The sequence below is a fragment of the Saccharopolyspora sp. NPDC000995 genome, from assembly GCF_053599315.1.
In genome coordinates this window covers 1-1,268 of the sequence record NZ_JBSFLZ010000347.1, presented here as the reverse complement: position 1 = coordinate 1,268, position 1,268 = coordinate 1, and the positions used below count along the sequence as shown (strand labels likewise).

Here is a 1,268-nt window from a genome sequence, read left to right as displayed (position 1 = left end):
CCACCCCACCCGGCGAATCCGACCCGTGCAGCAACACGCCCGGGATCGCACCCGACATCACTTCCAGGAAAACCCCGGTAAGGCTCCGGATCTTGCTGACGGCGATCGCCGCCACACTGGTCGCCGCAAGCCCACCATGCTTGATCCCTTGCACCTCCGGCTCACCCACAAGCTCAGCGCCGACATGAAGTTCGTAGGTGTGACCCTTCCAGCGGCCTTCCCACCGCAGCTGTGTGCCGGCCCCCCCATTCTCGAGATCACCAAGCTTGGCCTGCACATTCGACAGGAAATGCTCAGCCGTACGATCATTGCCCACGGGCGTGCCCTGCGGGGAAACCGGCAACAACCAGTCAGCCGCATCCGGACCCAGTTCCGGCCGCTGGGAAATCTGCCGGCGCAACAACGGAATCCGGTCACTCAAATCCACCGGCTCGGTAACCCCCTGACTCCACGACGGAGTAGCCAGCCTGTGCCCAGAAGGCACCTTCGCCACATCCCCAGGCGAATCCTTCGCCATATCCCCAGGCGAGTCCTTCGCCACGTCCGTGGGCGAATCCTTTGCCATATCCCCAGGCGAGTCCTTCGCCACGTCCGTGGGCGAATCCTTTGCCGTATCCGTGGGTGTGTTCAGCGCTTCGGTGGTAATCGCGACCGGTTGCTTGCCGGTTTCGTGTGCTCGCTGTCCCTCGAGTTCGGCCTGTCTGGTCTTGATCTCCTGTAGCTGCTGGTCGTCCACCCATACCGTCGTCGAGGCAGGCAGCGTGAACCGCTCCGCGGAACGGGCGGGCGGGGCGCCTTTGAACAATCCCATTTTGTCGATCTTGCCGACGGTCTTGACCTCGGCGCCGACGGTGGCCTCGAGGTCCACCGTGACCAGGTGAAGCACCCGCGGTGGGCCCGTCTTCGACCGGGTGAGTGCGGTGTCGCTGGCATGTCCGCGTTCCCGCCGGTAGCTACCCGCCCCCGGGACCCACTCCTGGATCACCAAACCGGAGAGGACACCTGTGTGTTCATCGGTTGGGATCATCGCGGGCTCGATGGAGTTCGACCAGAAGAAAGTCCCGGCCTTGCTGCTGCCCGTGGCGCGCCCACCGGTCACCGACCGCGTCGGCTGCTCCCAGATCTTGACCGGGTTACCGTCACCATCCAGCACCGGCTCGGGATTACGCATCGTCAACGAATACTCGACCACACCATGCTGATCCCGGCGGCGCTTTTCCACCGACAGACCGTCCACCCGGAACTTCTTACTGAAAGCACGTGCGGTC

Annotated in this window: 1 protein-coding gene; it reads right to left on the bottom strand. The window is 64.0% G+C overall.

Translation table 11 applies throughout. From position 1 onward, the window contains the following. On the bottom strand, positions 1-1,237 hold a 1,237-nt coding region (locus ACWDKQ_RS36255), incomplete at its 3' end, for a hypothetical protein (RefSeq protein WP_450143254.1). Positions 1,238-1,268 lie beyond the last annotated feature (31 nt).